Raw genomic sequence first — 16,716 nt, 5'->3', positions numbered from 1 at the left:
CACTCACGAGGCTTTAGTGTGCGGCAGGACCGTGCCAGCGTTCGACCAGCTCGTCCGGCGGCTTGATGCCCAGCAGGTCGCACAGCCGGCCGACCTGGTGGTCCACCAGGTCCCCCAACGACTTCGGACGGCCGTAGAACGCCGGCATCAGCGGCGCCAGGATCCCGCCCATCTCGGTCACCTGAGTCATCGCGCGCAGGTGACCCAGGTGCAACGGCGTCTCGCGCAAAGCGACGACGAGCTTCCGCCGTTCCTTCAAAGTCACATCGGCCGCCCGCACCAACAGACTGTCGTTCTGCGACCAGGCGATCGCCCCGAGACTCCGGACCGAACAGGGCAGCACGATCATCGCGTCGATCGGGAACGACCCGCTCGAGATCGGCGCCGCGATGTCCCCGGGCCGGTAGACGCAGTCCGCCAGGGAAGTGACGGACTCCGGGGTCCAGTCCGTCTCGAACGCGATCGTCTGCCGCGCCGCCGGCGTCACCACCAGGTGCGTCTCGACCTCCGGCATGCCCTTGAGGATCTCCAGCAGCCGGATGCCGTAGATCGCGCCGCTGGAGCCGGACATCCCGACCACCAGCCGGAACGGCTCAGTCATGCTTCGCCCGCCTCCGCTCCGCCTGCTGCTCCTTGACGACCTCGACCGGGCCGCGCCGGGCCTCCTCCTCGACCATCCGCCGCCACTCGGTCAGCGAGACGTCGGGGCGGTACAGCCGCTCCGGCGGGGCGTCGGTGACCTCCACCATGAGCCGGTCCTCGTCGTTGAACATGCCGTGGAACACCCAGCGCGCCCACGTCCAGTAGTAGAGCCAAAAGCGCCGGTTGCGCCACTTGCCCTGGTTCATCACGGCGAGCTGGACGTACGTGTGGTCCTCCGCGGTCGCCGCGACCCACCACTCGAAGTGCGACCACTCCGCGTACTTCACGCGCAAAGTGCCCGGCAGCCGCAGCGACACCTTCGTCTTGTTGCCCTCGCGGCGGCGGTACCACTTCTTCTTCGGGAAGTCGCCCAGGCCGGGGAAGGACGCGCTGTAGTGCATCTTGTCCTTGCGGCGGGTGATCCACGGGCCGTCGCGGATCACCTTCATCTCGCTCCACACCGGCATCTTCACGCGCTTGGTCCACAACGCGTTGCGGTGCAGCCATTTCGCGTGACCGTCGTCGAAGCCGTTCTCCGCGCCGAATCGCCAGTTGCCGTCGCGCACGGTGATCCGGCCGACGACGATCGCGTCCGGGTCGAGCAGCTCCTCCGGGACGTCGTCCTCGAAGGGACGCGCCGGGCCGTCGCCCAGCCACAGCCAGACCAGGCCGCGGGCCTCCTCGACCGGGTACGTCCGCACGGTGACCTTGCCGCAGATCGGGGACTCCGGGCCGTCGGTGATCGCCGCGACCAGCACGCCGGTCTCCAGGTCGAACGTCCAGCCGTGGTAGCAGCAGCTCCACGTGCCCGGGAACTCCTGCGACGACATCTCGTGGCTCAGCGGGACCCCGCGGTGCGGGCACCGGTCGTGCAGCGCGCGGACCGCGCCGCCGTCGCGGATCAGCATGATCTTCTCGCCGAGCACGCGCACCGCGCGCGGCTTGCGGCCGATCTTGCGCGACCACGCCACGGGGTACCAGTACTCGCGGAAACCGAGCGCCGCCTTCTCGTAGCGCGGCCAGGTCGACCAGTCCCGGCGGCCGGGGCCGCCGACGGTCGCCTGCCGCGCGGGTGGGGCCTCGTCGCCGACGGTGTCCGTCATCGGTCTTCTCCTCGACTGGTCGCAGGGAGCTCACGCAGTTCGGCACGGTGCCGGGTGGTCACGTCCACCACGACCCCGATCAGCAGGTCGACCAGCCGGCGCATGGCGGGCAGGTCCGCGACCCCCATGGAGAACCCCGCGAAAGGGCTCGGCACGGCGGCGGGCGGCAGACCGATCCGCGCGGTCGGGATGCCGTGGCGGCGCAGCACCCCGCCGTCGGACAGGCCGCTGCCCGGCTTGCCCGGCACGTGCGGCCGGCCCTCGACGTCCTCCCAGGCCCGGATCAGCCGGGTGACGACCGGGCTGTCCGCAGGCGTGGCCGAGCCCGCCTGGCCCGCCACCAGCTCGACCTCGACGCCGACGGCGGGCTCGGCCGCGCGCAGCTCGGCGACGACCGCCTCGAACTGCCCGGCGACGTCGTTGACCGTGGTGCGCGGGTTGACCCGCAGGTCGACCCAGAACTCGCAGGTCGCCGGGTTGAACGCCGGCTTGGTGCCGTCGCCGGCCCGGATCGCGGTGATCGCGCCCTGCGGCGCCACCTGTCCCGAGGAGTTGCGCGCGGTGTACTCGGCGAACCAGCTCTCCAGCCGTCCGATCATCCGGGCGGCGGCGAGGATCGCGTTGGTGTAGTGGCCTTTGTGCCGGCTGCCGGTGTAGCCGACCGAACCGCGCACGACGACGCGGAAGATCGCGAACCCGACCTCCTCGTGCACCACCGAGTAGCCCGGCTTGAGCACGATCGCGAGGTCCGCGGAGCACTGGCCGTGGTCCACCAGGAACTGGGTGCCGACGTTCATGCCCGAGTTGCGCCGTGAAGACGTCTCGCTGCCCAGCACCGGCATGCTGCCGCCGACCAGCGCGACCACCAGCTGCCCGTCCAGCGGCACGCCGCAGCGGTGCACGGCGAGCGCGGCGGCCAGCGCGCAGCTGGCGAACGCCTTCGGGTTCTCCGCGCCGAGCCCGACGACCTTGTCGCCGTAGCGCTGCGCGGGCAGCGTGAAGTCGTCGCGGGGCCGCTCGCCGAGCCACGGCGAGTCCTCCCGCCCCGGCGCGAACGCGGTGTCGAGCGGCGCAAGCAGGAGCAGCTGCGCGCCCGCGCGGCCGGTGCCGACGCGGGTGACGAGGTTGGCCTGGCGCTCGTCGATGGACTGCAGCCGGCTGTCGAGCCCGGACGAGGTCATCACGTCGCGGAAGTACTCGGCCAGCTCCCGCTCGCAGCCGGTCGGGCTGGGGATGTCGGTGGCGGCCTGGCACAGCAGGGCCAGCTCGTCCTCGTCGACCTCGGCGCGGGCGGCCTTGACCCACTCCCGCTGCCACCCGGACAGCTTCGTGATGTCCGGGTCGATGGCGTCCGGGGTCATGACGTCTTGATCTCGGTGCCGGTCACGTGGTGGTGGCCCCACAGGCTGGTCGGTCCGGCCAGCTGCCGCGTCGACCACCCGTCGGTGTCCACGTCGAGGCCGTCCCAGCCGTATTCGATCTCCCAGCCGGACGGCGTTTCGAGGTAGAAGGACACGGCCCGGTCGTTGCTGTGCCGGCCCAGCGTGCGCGTGACGATGCGGCGGTCGTAAGCGACGTCGATGGTCGAGCCGACGTCGTCGAGCGTCGTCGTCTCCAGCATGATGTGGCGCAGGCCGGGCTCGTCGGTCTCCACCAGCGCGATCGAGTGGTGGCGCGGGTTGCAGTGCAGGAACGCGATGAACCCCTTGAAGGTGTCGCTGACGCCGAAGCCGAGCGTGTCCACCAGGAACGCGAGCGTCTCGGCGTAGTTCGTGACGCCGACGACGGCGTGGCCCATGCCGTGCTCGCCGGTCCGGTAGCCGGCGAGGGCGCGCGTCAGGCGCAGCGGCCGGAAGTCGGCTTCCTGCCCGTAGAACAGCTCGTGCCGCAGACCGGACGGATCCTCGAGCCACAGCATGCCCGCGACGCGCCGGTCGGCGCACTGCGCCGCGGTCGCCCGGGTCACCGCGACGCCGGCCGCGACCAGCTCGCGTTCGAGAGCGGCCAGGTCGGCGGCGCTCGCCACCTCCCAGCCCAGCCACGACAGCCCCTCGGTGCCGCCGTGGCGGACGTCGAAGCGGTAGGCCCGTTCGTCCATGCGCAGCAGCAGGCGCTCGTCGTCGACCCACCGGCCGGGCAGGCCGAGGACGTCCGCGGCGAACGTCTCCCAGGCCGGCAGGTCCTGAGTGGACAGTCCGGCGTAGGCGAGACTGCGGATGCGCATGGGGTCCGTCCTCCTGCTGGTCACTCCGCGCCGCCCAGGAACCCGAGCACGGCGCGGTCGTGGTCGTCCGGCTGCTCCCACTGCGGCCAGTGCGCGGCGTCGGCGACGCAGTGGAAGGCCGCGCCGGGAATGAGTTTCGCGATCCGGCGGCCCACGTCGGGCCCGCTGCCGGGGTTGTGGTCCGACCACAGCACGAGCGTCGGCACGCTCACCGTGGCGAGCCGGTCTTCGGAGATCCGCCGGTTCGGCCCGGAGCCGAACCCGAAGGAGTTCTCGAACACCGTGCGCAGCGCGGCGTTCGTGGCCGGCTCGGCGTAGATCCGGCGGCGGACCTCGACCAGCTCGTCGGTGACGCGGTCGGGGGTGGCCATCAGCCACTCCAGCCGGGTGCGGATGGTCTCCGGCGTCGGGTTCCCGATCGCGGCCAGCGACCGGGCGCGCAGGGCCTCGCGCCCCTCGGCCGGCCGCTCGTTCACCGAGCCCGGGTCCCACTTGATGCCGGCCGTGGTGTTGAGCACCAGCTTCCCGACGCGGTCGGGGTGCTCCAGCGCCAGCGTCAGCGCGACCCAGCCGCCGAGCGACTCGCCTTCGAGGTGCGCGCGTTCGATGCCCTGGGAGTCGAGCAGGTCGAGCACCTGGCCGACGTAGCTGCCGACGGCGTCGTGGGTGAACTCCGGCTTGGCGGAGAAGCCGTGCCAGAGCAGGTCGATCGCCATCGCGCGGTAGTGCTCGCCGAGCCGGGTCACGTTGCGCGCGTACGCCTCGGCGTGCCCGCCGACCCCGTGCAGCAGGACCAGGGCCTCGCCGTCACCGGCCTCGACGACGCGGGTCCGGTGCTTCTCGCCGAGGTAATGGGTCCGGCTGCCCAGCAGGTCGGTCCAGATGGTCACCTCGGTCACTCCCAACGGTCGGCGGGCCCGGCCGGGACCGGTGGCGCGGGTGTTCGCGGCAGGGGCGGCAGGACTCGAACCTGCAACCGTCGGTGTTGGAAACCGCTGCTCTGGCCAGTTGAGAGCTACACCCCTTCGCGACCGGTTTCCCGGTGCGAGATCATTGTGCGACGGAACTTTTGGGGAAGTTCCTAGCTTGCCGCCGCGCCGAACCGGTCCGGCGTGAAGACGTCCACCAGGGCGTCGGGCTCGCCGTCGACGATCCGGGCCGCGAGGGCCTTGCCGAACAGCGGCGCCAGCGTGACACCCGCGCTCGCGACGGCCTCGTAGTATCCGGGCACGGCTGACAGCGGCCCGACGCTCGGCAGCTCGTCACGCGCGCACCGCGCGTCGACCACCTCGGCCCTGCGGACGGTCGCGGTCCCCAGCAACGGCACCACCTTCGCCGCCCGGTCCAGGAGGTCCTTCACGAACTCCGGGTCGGGCGTCCCCGAACGCGGGGGCAACCCGCGGTCGACGCGGTCCGAGCGCAGGACCACGCGCCCCGGCCCGTCCGGGCGGATGCTGACCTCGGGGGCGCGCAGGATGTACGGCAGCGGGTCGCCGTCGACCAGCAGGTGCGCGATCAGGCTGCGTCGCGGCGGCCCGAGGAACGGGCGGGCGCCGGCCAGCGCGCCGATCTCGTCCGCGGCCGAGCCGGTGGCGTTGACCACGACGTCGGCTTCGATCCGCCGGCCGTCCGCGAGCCCGGCACCGCCGGACACCGACGTAACCTCGGCGTCCAGTTCCAGCGTGGCCCCGAGGGAAACGGCCTGGTCGAGCAGGTGCCGGGTGAAGGCGACGGCGTCGATCCAGCCTTCAGAGGGCAGGTAGGCGACCGGTCCCGACGCCGGGAAGACCACCGACGTGCCGTCCGCGGTGTACCGCTCGACCGGGCAGCCCCACTCCTCGAGCTGGGCGACGTAGCCGGTGAACGACTCGTCGTCGGTCCACGCGACCGTGCCGGTGCGGTGCCACCAGGGCGCGGAGTCCCCGGCCAGGGCCGCGTGCTCGGCGATACCCGCCTGGTTCAGCTCGAAGTACGCCTTCGGGAAGCGCCGGTAGGCCGTCGCGGTGGCGAAGCCGACTTCCGTGGTGCCCGCGGCGGGCCGGTCCGCGCGGTCGACGCAGTGCACGCGCGCCCCGCGCCGGGCGAGGTGGTAGGTCACCGCGGCACCGATGACCCCGGCGCCGATGACGACCACCTTCGGCGCCATCAGTAGAGCCCTTCCGGCGCGGCCTGGCTGACCTGCAACGGGCGGACGTTGTGGACGCCGTCGACCGGCCACTCGCCCTTCGTGTCGTAGCGGGTGGCCTCGTCGCGCTCCAGCAGGTTGGGCAGGAACAGGTCCTCGTGCAGCACGGTCAGCTTCAACTGTCCTTTGTCGACGCTCTTGCGGAAATCCGCGGGGTCCACAACGGACATCGTCACCTGCGGGTAGGTCGGGGCGTACGGCAGGATGGCGCCGCCGTCCTCGGGGTGCAGGCTCACCGCGTTGCCGAAGGTGTTTCCGTAGCCCGAACGCACGAGCCCGCCGTCGAGGGCCTTGACGAAGTCATGGTACATCCGCGGGCTCATGTGTGTACCGCCCAAGCGCACGCCGTCGAGTGCCGCGACCAGCTCGGGCTGGCGCGCGATCAGCTTCTGCAGCAGCGCGGGCGTGGTGTTGAGGTAGTGGACGTGCTGCGAGCGCAGGATGTCGACGATCTGCGCGAGCACGTGCTCGGTGTACTCCCCCAGCTCCTTCATCTTGCCGGCGCGGATGAGCTGCTTGATCCACCGCGGGTCCATGTCGATGCCGTAGACGAGCCCGGCGAGCTGCTCGGACAGCTCGATCGCGCCGTTGCCGATCTGGTGCGGCCCGCTCGGCGTCGCCTGCAGCCAGGTGCGCCCGGCCCGGTAGCCGTCGAAGAGGTACGACCAGCGCCGCCACTCGACGCGGTGGGTCATCATGTCCTCGGTGTAGAACACCCGCACCGGGTCGCCGGTGGTGCCGCCGGACTCCCAGACGCGCCCGATCAGCGGCCGCGGCACGATCCGCGGGACCAGGTCGGCGGGGTCCAGGCCGCGCAGGTCGCCGGGCGGGAACGGGCCGAACTCGGCGAGCTGGTCGTACCGCGTGATGTCCATCGGGTCGAAGGACAGCTCGGTGGCGCGCTTGAGCCAGTACGGGCTGCCGAGCTCCGGGTTGAAGTGCCGCCGCACCACGTGCCGCGTCCACGCGTCGAGGTCGAGGGACAACCAGTGGTCGGTCAGGCTGGCACGTTCGTGCGTGCGGGTGCTCACGGTCTCTCCTTGGTGCGGGTTCAGGCGGGGGCGACGAGGTCGACGGCGTAGTCGTAGATCGCGGTCATGGCTTCGGTGACGTGGTGCGGCTCGGTGATGCGCACGACGGGGAACGGGAAGTCGAGGACGCCGGCGGGCAGCGTCGGGCCGAGCACGAAAGCGAGCCGGACACCCTGGGCCCGCAGGCCGGCGCAGACGTGCGGCAGGCTCATCGTCGTGGTCTTGTTGCGCTGGAACAGATCCCGGACTTCGTCGGCCGTCGTGAGAGCGCGTTCTTCGAGGAACGAGCAGACCGGGATCCGCGGGTCGGCCACGGTCATCGCCGCCACCGTCGGGGCCATGAAGTCGGTCGCGTACTGGCGCAGCGGCGAGTGGACGGCGAACGGCTGGCCGTCGATGACGCTGACCATCCCGGGTGGGCTCTGCGCGACGAGCTTCCCGAGGGCCTCGGCCGTGCCGCTGAGCATGAGCAGCCGCGCGGTGCCGTCGGCGAGCACGCCGAAGTCGCCGCCGAGGTAGACGCCCGGACGCCGGTCGCCGTAGTAGTACGTGGGGTCTTCGGTGACCGGGAGGAAGGCGATGGCCGCGCCCTGGGCCGGGGGCGCCGGGTCCGGCAGCGGCGTCTTCGCCTCGCGCACGAGCAGGTCGAACAGGGTCCGCCGGTCCACCGACCCCGCCACGGAACTCGCGATCAGGCCGCCGAGGCTGATGCCGCCGGCGACGGCCGGGTGGATGCCGGACTCGGCGAGGACGTCGTGGATGCCGAACGCCAGCGCGGCCAGCCGGATGCCGGCCAGGCTGAAGCGGTCGTGGTCGTTGCGCGGTTCGAACTCGCCGCGCAGCAGCACGCGCGGTTCGAGGCCGGTCCAGTCGCGGACCTCCTCGTACGTCCGGCGCATCGCCGGGTAGGCCTCGTAGAGGTGCGCGCCGTGCTCCGGGTCGGGATCGGAGATGTTCGCACCGAAGAGATACCCCAGAGTCACCGAATTCCCCTTACGCACGATCCGACGCGGTTGCCGCGACGCTACTGACCGGGTGGTGGGTGCCGCCGGGCTAGCACCCGGGCTCTAGGCAAAACCTCAGCTCCGGGCCCGGGAGTTCTTAAGGGTTATCCCAGGGTTGGCTTGCTAGGGCGGGTATCGCGGGTGAGGCGGGTGGCTCGACGCTGGCGGCTCGACAGCCCATCCGTCGGAGGGATCAGAACGTGGAGTATGGCGTCTCGCTGTTGCCGGACTGCGATCCGCGGACCACGTCCGCCTCGCAGTACTTCCAGGACGTGCTGGAGGTCAGCGTCCTCGCCGACCGGCTCGGCCTCGACTACGTCAAGATGACCGAGCACTACCTGCGCTCGTACGGGGGGTATTCGCCGAGCCCGCTGGCGTTCCTGTCGGCCGTGGCCGCGCGCACCCGGTCGATCCGCCTGATGACCGGCGGCATCCAGGCGTCGTTCCACCACCCGATCCAGATCGCCGCGCACGCGGCCCAGGTCGACGTGATGAGCGGCGGCCGCCTGGACGTCGGCTTCGCGCGGGCGTTCCTGCCGTACGAGTTCGAGGCGTTCGGCGTCGACATGGACACCAGCCGCGAACGCTTCCTGGCGACGATCGAGGCAGTCGTCCGGCTGTGGTCCGAAAAGGACGTCACCGAGAAGACGCCGTTCTTCGAGTACGAGAACGCGAACTCGCTGCCGGCCCCGGTGCAGCAGCCCGGCCCGCCGGTGTGGGTGGCCGCGCTGGCGACCCCGGCGAGCTTCGACTGGACCGGCCGCAAGGGCTTCAACCTGCTGATCAGCTCGACGCAGCTGAACGAGATGGCCCGCAAGCGGGAGTACGTCGAGCTGTACCGCAGCGCTTTCCTCGAGCAGCACGGCGAATCGGGGCGCAAGCCGAAGTTCGCGGTGAGCATCCCGCTGCTGATCGCCGACAGCGACGAAGAGGCCCGTGATCTGGCGGTGCCGTACATGGTCAAGTCGTTCAACGCGTTCAAGGAAGCGATTCTGTCCTGGCACAACGTGGAATCGCCCGCGTACGAGGGTTACACGGCGATGGCGCGCCAGATGGCCAGTTTCGACCTGGAGACCGACGGGCTGGAGGCCAAGGCGGTCGTCGGCTCGCCGGACACCGTGCGCGGGAGGATCGAGGAGGTCCGGGACGTGCTCGGCCCGGACGTCATCCTGTGGAACCTGGACTTCGGCGGCCAGTCGGCCGAGACGATGAGCCGCACGTTGAACCTGTTCGCGGACAAGGTGATGCCCGCGTTCGCGTGACTTCCCCGCTCCCAGGGTGAGAAGACGGAAGGCCCGGTGACCGAGTCACCGGGCCTTCCGTTGTGCGGTACGGGCTCAGCCGCTGAAGCCGAGGCCGCCCTGGGCGGCGATCATCGTCAACCGGATGCCGCGCAGCGCCTTCTCTAGACCCGGCGCCACCTCGCCCACGCGGTCGGTCAGCTCTTCGATGCGGTCCTTGTACTCGCCCTTGCTCTCCTTGCGCGTCACCACGCTCGGCACCGTGCCCGCCGCCGCCAGGGCCACCAGCGCGGCGTCGTCCGCGCCGATCTCGGCCGCCGGCGTCGAGCCGTGCAGCACCTCGACCGCGTGCTCCTGCAGGGCCTTCGCGATCGCGGGGTCCGTCAGGGTCACGTGGGTCTTCGGCACCACGCCGAGGACCTTCTTCTCTTCGAGCACGAGCAGCTTCTGCTCCACCAGCTGCTCCTCGATCTCTTCGAGGGTCTCCTTGTAGTCGTGCCGGATCCACGACTTCCAGCTGCGCTTCTCGTTGCCGATCTGGGCCAGCAGCCGGTCGAGCACCGGGTCGCCGGTCGGGTCGGACTTCACCAGGACGGCGTCGCCGTCTTCGTCGGCGATGTTCCCGCGCAGTGCCAGCTCGGTGAGCACGCCGGCCCGGGTCAGGAACGCCGTGCGCGTGCGGTCGTAGAGGTCTTCCTTCTCGACGTCGTAGGCGAGCAGGTAGGCGCGGTAGTGAACGGAGGTCGGCGTGTCGGTCATGTCGGTCACCCGTTTCTGTGGCATTGCGTACCACTCGATCTTGACGGATCGGAACCGGTGCGGAAAACGGCCAAAGGTTGACAGCCGGTGCCGGAAGGTTGTCGGTTCACAACCTTAGTTGTTCCGGCGGGCGGAGTAACCGGGCTTAGCAGTCTCCCCAGACGTCCGCCGATCGGGTGGACTCGCGCCCGACCGGGCCGTTAAGAGAAAGGGACCACTCACCACTATCCGCAATGGACGGCTCATGACCGCTCGAAGTGCCAGGCGTGGGGTGCTGTTCCTCTCCCTCCTCGGCCTGCTCGCCCCCGTCGTGCCCGCCGGCGCCGCACCGCAGGCGGTTCCGGCCGTGTCCACCCTCCAGCAGGTCGTGCCGGCCCCGGTGTCGGTGACGCCGGACCCGGCCGTCCGCTACCGGCTCGGCCCGGACGCGGTCGTGTTCACCTCCGGCGGCGCCGACGCCCGCCAGGTCGGCGACTACCTCGCCGGCCTGCTGCGCCCGGCGACCCGGTTCCGGCTCCCCGTCATCACCACGCCCGCGCTGCCGATGGCGCTGCCCGGGATTTCGCTCGTGCTCGGCGGCGCGGACCCCCGCGTCGGCGCCGAGGGCTACCAGCTCGACAGCACGGCGTCCGGCGTGACCATCCGGGCCGCGCGGCCCGCCGGCCTCTTCAACGGCGTCCAGACGCTGCGCCAGCTCCTGCCCGCCTCGCTCAGCGGGACGCTCACGGTGCCCGGCGGCCACATCCTCGACTACCCGCGCTACGCCTACCGCGGCGCCATGCTCGACGTCGCCCGGCACTTCCTGCCGGTGGCCGACGTCAAGAAGTACATCGACGACATCGCGCTGTACAAGGTCAACAACCTGCACTTCCACCTGACCGACGACCAGGGCTGGCGGATCCAGATCGCCGGCTGGCCGAACCTGACCGCGAAGGGCGCGAGCACCGGCTCCGGCGGTGGCGCGGGCGGCTTCTACACCCAGGCCCAGTACCGCGACATCGTCGCGTACGCGCAGAGCCGGCACGTCACGATCGTGCCGGAGATCGAGATGCCGTCGCACTTCGGCGCGGCGCTGGCCTCCTACGCGGAGCTCAACTGCGACGGCGTCGCGGGCCCGGTCTACACCGGACTCACCCCCGCGCCGAAGTCGGACCTGTGCGTCGACAAGCCCGTCACGTACAAGTTCATCGACGACGTGCTGACCCAGGTCGCGGCGCTGACCCCCGGCGGCTACCTCGACGTCGGCGGCGACGAGATCCAGAACCTCACCGACGCGCAGTACACGGCGTTCATGAAGAAGGTCGCCCCGACGGTGGCCAAGCTCGGCAAGAAGCTGCTGGGCTGGGCGGAGATGCTCACCGCGACGCCGCCGCAGGGCGCGACCGGCGAGTTCTGGATCTACGACGGCACCCAGAACGAGGTCGGCGAAGCCAGTCAGAAGGGCGCGAAGCTGATCATGGCGCCGTGCGTCTACACCTACCTGGACATGAAGTACGCGCCCGGCGTCCCGGCCGGCGACCTCGGCCTCGAGTGGGCGGGCGACATCAGCGTCCAGGCCGCCTACGGCTGGGACCCGACGGCGGTCGTGCCCGGCGCGCTGACCACGAACATCGACGGCGTCGAAGCTCCTTTGTGGACGGATACTGTGCGCAGCCTCGACGACGCCCGTTACCTCGCCTTCCCGCGGCTGCCGGCGATCGCCGAGATCGGCTGGTCCCCGCAGGCGAGCCACGACTGGACGTCGTTCGCGTCCCGGCTGGCGGCCCAGGGTCCGCGCTGGACGGCCATGGGCGTGAAGTTCTACCCCGCACCGGAGATCCCGTGGCAGAAGAACTGAGGTCCACCATGGCGAACAAGGACGGGCGGGTCTGGGAGGCCTACTGGACGGACCTCCCGGACCGCGCGGGTGCGGCGTTCTGGGACTGCGAGCCCGCCGACGGCGCGGCCGCGCACGCCGAGCTGTTCAAGGCGCACTTCGACCCCGCGCTGCCGCTCGTCGACCTGGGGTGCGGCAACGGGACGCAGACCCGGTACCTGGCCGGGCTGTACGACCGGGTCGTCGGCGTCGACATCGCCGAAGCCGCCCTGAACCGGGCGCGGACGGAGAACGGTGCGGACAACGTCTCCTACGAGCTGCTGGACGTGCTGGACTCCTCGGCGGTGGCGGCGTTCCGGTCGCGGTACGGCGACGTGAACATCTACCTGTCGGGCGTGATCCACCAGCTGCCGGTCGACCGGCGGGTGGCGTGCGCGCGCAACCTGGCCGTGCTGGCCGGGGCGCGCGGGTGCGTGTTCAACCAGGAGCTGACGCCGGCGAGCTACACGTACATGCAGCAGCTCATCGCCGATCCCGCCAACGACCTGCCGAAGCTGGAGCGCGTGTCGATCTACTTCGGCATCGGCCTCCAGCCGGCGGCGGGCGAGGCGGAGCTGGAGACGGTGTACGAGGTGGCCGGCTTCACCATCGTGGACGGCGGCGAGCTGCTGCTGCGCACGACGGAGACGCTGGCCGACGGTTCGAACCTGAACCTGCCGACCCACTACGTCCTCGCGCGGAACTCCTGAACACAAAGGTAAGGGCGGTCCCGGCTTCGGGACCGCCCTTCACCGTTTCCCGGTCAGTGCGCCGCGGCCAGCTTGGCCCGGTCGGTTTTGCCGTTGGCCGTGCGGGGCAGTTCGTCGGCCAGGCTCACCTCGTCGACGATCATGTACTTCGGCAGGTGCGCCGCGCAGTGGGCCTTCATCCCCAGCAGCGTCACGCGCTCGCCGGGACGCGGGACGACCACCGCGCGCAGGCGCGCGTCGATGCCCGCTCCCGCGACGACCACCGCCACCTCGGCCACCGCCGGGTGGCGGGCCAGGGCCGTCTCGATCTCGCCCAGCTCGATGCGGTGGCCGCGGAGCTTGACCATCGCGTCGCGGCGGCCCGCGTACTCCAGCTCGCCCGCCGCGTCGTACCGGCCCAGGTCGCCCGTGCGGTAGCCGCCCAGCTGCGGCGCCGCGCCCCAGTAGCCCAGCATCACCGTCGGGCCCTCGACGACGATCTCGCCCTCGGAAGACAGCGTCAGCGTGGCACCCGAGCACGCCCGCCCGATCGGCAGGCCACCGGTGCGCGCGAGGTCCGCGTCGGTCACCTCGTAGCTGGTGACGACGTTGGTCTCGGTCGGGCCGTACCAGTTGAACAGCCGGACGTCCGGCCACGCGCGGCGCAGCGTCTGCACCCCCGCGATCGGGAACGGCTCCCCGGCGAAGACGCAGACCCGCAGCGACGCCGGGGCCGGCCGGTCGAGCAGGCCGCCGTGGCGCATCATCAGCAGCAGCGCGGACGGCACCGAATACCAGACGCTGATCCCGCGCCCGTGCAGGAACTCCGTCAGCTCGGCGGGCGAGTACGACAGATCCGAGCCCGCCAGGTCCACCGACGCGCCGGCGAGGAACGCGCCGTAGAGGTCGAACACCGACAGGTCGAAGTTGAACGGCGCGTGGTTGGCCAGCCGGTCGCCCGCGTGCAGGCCGGTCTCGGCAGCGGCCCACTCGACGAACGCGAGTGCGTTGCGGTGGCTGATCAGGACGCCCTTCGGCGCGCCCGTCGAGCCGGAGGTGTAGAGGATGTAGGCGGGCTCGTCCGGCCCGACGTGCTCGAGCGGCGGGGGTATGTCGCTTGTGGACAGTTCCTCGAACGAGCTGAGCGGTGGTGGGTTCGGGCCCCAGTCGGCCGTCGTGTCGGTGACGACCAGTGCCGGCGTGCAGCCGTCGGCGATGAGCCGCACCCGCGAGACGGGGTTCGACGGCGCGACCGGCACGTAGACCGCGCCCAGCCGCAGTGCCGCCTGCATCAGCGCCACCACCTCGACGCTCTTCTCCGCCCAGATCAGCACGCGGTCGCCGCGGCGGACCCCGGCGGCGTGCAGCCCGGCGGCCTGCCGGCCGGCCAGCTCGTCGAGGTCCCGGTACGTGACGGTCGTGTCGCCGCAGTGCACCGCCCGCGCGTCCGGCGTCCGCTCGGCCGCGGCGAGGACCAGTTCGTGCAGCATCACAACCCCAGTTCCATCGCGACGAGCTGCCGTTGGACGTCGGACGCGCCGGAGAAGATCGTCCCGCCGATCGCGTCCCGCAACGCGGCCTCGATCCCCTGTTCGCGCAGGTAGCCGCGGCTGCCGAACAGCTGCACGGCGTCGGTCGCGCTCGCCACCGTCCCTTCCGACACCGCGAGCTTCGACAGCGCCGCGAACAGCGTCGCGTCTTCGCCGTGGTCCAGCGCCCAGCACGCCCGGTACAGCAGCAGGCGGGCGCTTTCGGCCCGCAGCTTCATCTCCACGACCCGGTTGGACACCGACTGGAACTCCGCGAGCCGCTTGCCGAACTGGCGGCGGCCGCGCACGTGCTCGAGGCAGCGCTCGATCAGCCGGTCCTGGACGCCGAGGTACAGCGCGAACAGGCAGGCGCGTTCCCAGCCCATCGAGTGCTGGAAGATCGCCGAGCCCTGGCCGGGTTCGCCGAGGACGGCGTCGGCGGGCACGAAACAGTCGGTGAAGGTGATTTCGCAGGCCAGGCAGCCTTCCATGCCGAGCTTGCCGAACGGTTCGCCTCGGCTGATCCCTTGCGAACGAGCGTCGAGCGCGAACGCCGTGATGCCCCAGTGGCCGGCGGCCGGGTCGGTGACCGCGTAGGTGACCAGGACGTCGGCGACGGGACCGTTGCTGACGAAGCTCTTGACGCCGTTGAGCCGGTAGCCACCGTCGACGGGGGTCGCCGTGGTCCGCAGCGCGCCGACGTCGGACCCCGCTTCGGGCTCGGTCATCGCGTTGCCCGCGATGAGGTCCCCGGCCGCGAGACCGGGCAGGAGCCGCTCGCGGACGGTTTCCGGTGCGAAGTCGACGATCGGCATGGTGCAGGCGAACAGGTGCGCGGCCGCGCCGAAAACCAAGCCGGTGTCGGGGCACCCCCGTCCGGCGGCTTCGAACACCCGCGCGGTGTCCAGGGCGGTCAGGCCGCCTCCGCCGTGTCCGGTGGGCACGCTGGCGCCGAGCACGCCGAACTTGCCGAGCAGCGCCCAGTTTTCGCGGCTGAACGCGTACCCGGGTGCGGCCGGGAAGGCCGCCCGGGTGTCGGCCACCGTCCGGTCGTAGCGCTGCCGCTGGTCCGCGGTCCAGCCGAAGTCCATCCGCCACCTCCACGAGTGTCCGCGCCCGAGGCTAACGGCGGGATGTCTGGCGAAATCCCTGAATGCGCGGTGCGAGCATGGCCGGTGTGACCCGACACGTCGTGCTCTGCACCCTGCCCGGCTACGGACACGTGACGCCCGTCTTGGACGTCCTCGGCGAGCTGGTCCGCCGCGGCCACCGGGTCACGGTGGCGACCGGCAGCGCGTTCGCCGGCCGGATCGCGGCGACCGGCGCCCGGCCGCTCGGGTACGACGAGCCGGCCGACGACCCGGGTTCCCATCGGCTCGCGGCGGCGCTGACCGGTGCGTCCAGCTGCCTCGAACCGCTGGCGCCCGTGCGGAAGCTCCTGGCGGACGACCCACCCGACGTGCTGGCCTTCGACTCGACCATGTGGATCGCGGGACGCGTGCTCGCCCACGACGTCCCGTGCCCGACGGTCCAGCTCTCGGCGTGCTTCGCTTCGAACGAGCACTACTCGCTGCCCGCGCACGTCGCGCGTTACCCGGCTCCGGAGTCCACCGAGGACTCCTACGACTTCGTCGCCGACCTTCAGAGCCTGCTCGCGGCCGAAGCTCCCGGCCGTACCGCGGAGGAGTTCCTCGACGACGGCCGCGACCACAAGCTGGTCCTCATCCCCCGCGGCTTCCAGTACGCGGGCGAGACGTTCGACGACCGGCACACGTTCACGGGCCCGTGCTTCGGCCCGCAGCGACCGCTGACGGGCTGGGAACCGCCGTCCAACGGGAACCCCGTATTGCTGGTGTCCCTGGGCACGTCGGCGTTCAACGACCAGCCGGACTTCTTCCGCCAGTGCGCCCGCGCGTTCGCTTCCCTGCCCTGGAACGTCGTGATGACCCTGGGCGGCGGCGTGGACCCGGCTTCGCTGGGCGAACTGCCGCCGAACGTCGAGGCGCGGCAATGGGTTCCGCACCCGGCGGTGCTCCGGCACGCGTCGGCGTTCGTGACGTCGGCGGGCATGGGCAGCGTGATGGAGGCGTTCTACTGCGGGACCCCGCTCGTCCTGGTGCCGATGCACGGCGAGCAGGAGGTCAACACGGAACGGGTGGTCGAGCTGGGCCTCGGGGTCCGGCTCCCGCGCGCCGAGGTGACCCCGGAGTCGATCCGCGACGCGGTCCTCGCGGTCGCCGCGGACGAAGGCATCGGCGCGCGCATGCGGGCCATGCGCGAACACACGCACGCGAGCGGCGGCACCACCGCGGCCGCCGACCACATCCTGGCCCACTGAACGCAAACGGTCGTGGGGGTGGAAACAGGTTGTAAACCCGTTTGTAAAACAACAACCCCCCCCGGGGCAGGGGGCCGCACCCCGCGGCGCGCGTGGCCCCCAGGGGGGGAGGCCCC

At 71.3% G+C, this 16,716-nt stretch carries 15 protein-coding genes and 1 tRNA gene; 4 read left to right on the top strand and 12 right to left on the bottom strand.

The features are described from left to right. Positions 1–13: 13 nt before the first annotated feature. From ACIRSS_RS40645 to ACIRSS_RS40605, 9 genes are all read right to left on the bottom strand, one after another. The gene (locus ACIRSS_RS40645) at positions 14–601 is read right to left on the bottom strand and encodes a UbiX family flavin prenyltransferase (RefSeq protein WP_400904817.1); all 588 of its coding nucleotides are present in this window, start codon (positions 599–601) and stop codon (positions 14–16) included. Beyond that, positions 594–1,745 (bottom strand): Rieske 2Fe-2S domain-containing protein, encoded by a 1,152-nt coding sequence (locus ACIRSS_RS40640; RefSeq protein ID WP_400904814.1) that lies wholly within the window; start codon positions 1,743–1,745, stop codon positions 594–596. The genes ACIRSS_RS40645 and ACIRSS_RS40640 overlap by 8 nt, the downstream gene beginning before the upstream one ends. After that, positions 1,742–3,106 (bottom strand): M20 family metallopeptidase, encoded by a 1,365-nt coding sequence (locus tag ACIRSS_RS40635; RefSeq protein WP_400904812.1) that lies wholly within the window; start codon positions 3,104–3,106, stop codon positions 1,742–1,744. The genes ACIRSS_RS40640 and ACIRSS_RS40635 overlap by 4 nt, the downstream gene beginning before the upstream one ends. After that, on the bottom strand, positions 3,103–3,969 hold the full coding sequence (locus ACIRSS_RS40630; RefSeq protein WP_400904809.1) for a VOC family protein: 867 nt from the start codon (positions 3,967–3,969) through the stop codon (positions 3,103–3,105). Before ACIRSS_RS40630 ends, ACIRSS_RS40635 begins: the two co-directional genes overlap by 4 nt. Before the next feature lie 20 nt (positions 3,970–3,989). Beyond that, a complete protein-coding gene (locus ACIRSS_RS40625) occupies positions 3,990–4,859 on the bottom strand; it encodes an alpha/beta fold hydrolase (RefSeq protein ID WP_400904806.1) in 870 nt (289 codons plus the stop codon). 59 nt (positions 4,860–4,918) lie between these two features. Further along, positions 4,919–4,994: transfer RNA gene (locus ACIRSS_RS40620), tRNA-Trp, on the bottom strand. Positions 4,995–5,050: 56 nt separating this feature from the next. Continuing rightward, positions 5,051–6,115 (bottom strand): NAD(P)/FAD-dependent oxidoreductase, encoded by a 1,065-nt coding sequence (locus ACIRSS_RS40615; protein ID WP_400904804.1) that lies wholly within the window; start codon positions 6,113–6,115, stop codon positions 5,051–5,053. After that, a complete protein-coding gene (locus ACIRSS_RS40610) occupies positions 6,115–7,185 on the bottom strand; it encodes a hypothetical protein (RefSeq protein WP_400904802.1) in 1,071 nt (356 codons plus the stop codon). Before ACIRSS_RS40610 ends, ACIRSS_RS40615 begins: the two co-directional genes overlap by 1 nt. A gap of 20 nt (positions 7,186–7,205) precedes the next feature. Then, positions 7,206–8,168 (bottom strand): hypothetical protein, encoded by a 963-nt coding sequence (locus tag ACIRSS_RS40605; protein WP_400904800.1) that lies wholly within the window; start codon positions 8,166–8,168, stop codon positions 7,206–7,208. 221 nt (positions 8,169–8,389) lie between these two features. On the opposite strand from ACIRSS_RS40605, the gene ACIRSS_RS40600 reads away from it, so the two are divergent. Further along, positions 8,390–9,451, top strand: coding sequence for an LLM class flavin-dependent oxidoreductase (locus ACIRSS_RS40600; protein WP_400904797.1), 1,062 nt, complete (start codon positions 8,390–8,392; stop codon positions 9,449–9,451). Between the two features lie 75 nt (positions 9,452–9,526). Here ACIRSS_RS40600 and ACIRSS_RS40595 read toward each other — a convergent pair whose 3' ends face one another. Continuing rightward, positions 9,527–10,189 carry a GPP34 family phosphoprotein gene (locus tag ACIRSS_RS40595; RefSeq protein WP_400904795.1) on the bottom strand — a complete coding sequence of 221 codons (663 nt, stop codon included), beginning with the start codon at positions 10,187–10,189 and terminating at the stop codon, positions 9,527–9,529. A 244-nt stretch (positions 10,190–10,433) separates the two neighbouring features. Between ACIRSS_RS40595 and ACIRSS_RS40590 the strand changes: the two genes are divergently transcribed. Both ACIRSS_RS40590 and ACIRSS_RS40585 read left to right on the top strand, forming a co-directional pair. Beyond that, positions 10,434–12,026, top strand: a complete 1,593-nt coding sequence (locus ACIRSS_RS40590; RefSeq protein ID WP_400904793.1) for a beta-N-acetylhexosaminidase — start codon at positions 10,434–10,436, stop codon at positions 12,024–12,026. Further along, the gene (locus ACIRSS_RS40585) at positions 12,011–12,754 is read left to right on the top strand and encodes a class I SAM-dependent methyltransferase (RefSeq protein ID WP_400904790.1); all 744 of its coding nucleotides are present in this window, start codon (positions 12,011–12,013) and stop codon (positions 12,752–12,754) included. The genes ACIRSS_RS40590 and ACIRSS_RS40585 overlap by 16 nt, the downstream gene beginning before the upstream one ends. Positions 12,755–12,807: 53 nt before the next feature. On the opposite strand, the gene ACIRSS_RS40580 is transcribed toward ACIRSS_RS40585, so the two are convergent. Both ACIRSS_RS40580 and ACIRSS_RS40575 read right to left on the bottom strand, forming a co-directional pair. Continuing rightward, positions 12,808–14,223: an AMP-binding protein gene (locus ACIRSS_RS40580; protein WP_400904787.1), complete on the bottom strand. Its 1,416-nt coding sequence runs from the start codon at positions 14,221–14,223 to the stop codon at positions 12,808–12,810. After that, on the bottom strand, positions 14,223–15,353 hold the full coding sequence (locus ACIRSS_RS40575; protein WP_400904784.1) for an acyl-CoA dehydrogenase family protein: 1,131 nt from the start codon (positions 15,351–15,353) through the stop codon (positions 14,223–14,225). The genes ACIRSS_RS40580 and ACIRSS_RS40575 overlap by 1 nt, the downstream gene beginning before the upstream one ends. An 86-nt stretch (positions 15,354–15,439) precedes the next feature. On the opposite strand from ACIRSS_RS40575, the gene ACIRSS_RS40570 reads away from it, so the two are divergent. Next, positions 15,440–16,600 carry a macrolide family glycosyltransferase gene (locus ACIRSS_RS40570; protein ID WP_400904782.1) on the top strand — a complete coding sequence of 387 codons (1,161 nt, stop codon included), beginning with the start codon at positions 15,440–15,442 and terminating at the stop codon, positions 16,598–16,600. The last annotated feature ends 116 nt before the right edge of the window (positions 16,601–16,716 follow it).

Origin of the sequence: Amycolatopsis sp. NPDC101161 (genome assembly GCF_044768185.1) — a bacterium.
Classification (GTDB): domain Bacteria; phylum Actinomycetota; class Actinomycetes; order Mycobacteriales; family Pseudonocardiaceae; genus Amycolatopsis.
Note: the sequence above shows the minus strand (reverse complement) of the source record. Positions and strands in the feature narration are given on the sequence as shown.

Coding starts and splice junctions, on each gene's coding strand:
- ACIRSS_RS40640 (WP_400904814.1), bottom strand. CDS start 1,745: ATGACGGACACCGTCGGCGACGAGGCCCCACCCGCGCGGCAGGCGACC.
- ACIRSS_RS40645 (WP_400904817.1), bottom strand. CDS start 601: ATGACTGAGCCGTTCCGGCTGGTGGTCGGGATGTCCGGCTCCAGCGGC.
- ACIRSS_RS40615 (WP_400904804.1), bottom strand. CDS start 6,115: ATGGCGCCGAAGGTGGTCGTCATCGGCGCCGGGGTCATCGGTGCCGCG.
- ACIRSS_RS40580 (WP_400904787.1), bottom strand. CDS start 14,223: ATGCTGCACGAACTGGTCCTCGCCGCGGCCGAGCGGACGCCGGACGCG.
- ACIRSS_RS40630 (WP_400904809.1), bottom strand. CDS start 3,969: ATGCGCATCCGCAGTCTCGCCTACGCCGGACTGTCCACTCAGGACCTG.
- ACIRSS_RS40635 (WP_400904812.1), bottom strand. CDS start 3,106: ATGACCCCGGACGCCATCGACCCGGACATCACGAAGCTGTCCGGGTGG.
- ACIRSS_RS40590 (WP_400904793.1), top strand. CDS start 10,434: ATGACCGCTCGAAGTGCCAGGCGTGGGGTGCTGTTCCTCTCCCTCCTC.
- ACIRSS_RS40595 (WP_400904795.1), bottom strand. CDS start 10,189: ATGACCGACACGCCGACCTCCGTTCACTACCGCGCCTACCTGCTCGCC.
- ACIRSS_RS40575 (WP_400904784.1), bottom strand. CDS start 15,353: ATGGACTTCGGCTGGACCGCGGACCAGCGGCAGCGCTACGACCGGACG.